This window comes from Monashia sp. HAY1-2A (assembly GCF_056755315.1).
Genome location: NZ_JBNDHY010000836.1, coordinates 1 through 232, shown reverse-complemented (window position 1 = coordinate 232; position 232 = coordinate 1). Strand labels below are relative to the sequence as shown.

The following is a 232-nucleotide window of genomic DNA, read 5'->3' as shown; positions in this document are numbered from 1 at the left end:
GAAGTGATATCCGTTACAATAAGATTGAAACCATGACTCCTACGAATGCTGCTTTCGGAACGGGTTACAATATCAGCAATACGACTGCGACATTCTCTAATGCAAGTCCGCTGATCAGTACCAATATGACAGGTTCCAACGGTTATTTGCAGCTTAACGACCGTTATAACAAAATGGTGCTGCATGTTAACAGTTTTACGACAGCAGGACAAAGTTATTCAGACAATACAAC

The 232-nt window shown here is 40.9% G+C and carries 1 protein-coding gene; it reads left to right on the top strand.

The genetic code is table 11. From position 1 onward, the window contains the following. Window positions 1-232 (top strand): hypothetical protein (locus ACPYOM_RS24120; RefSeq protein WP_481347919.1); only part of this gene is annotated, 232 nt, incomplete at both ends.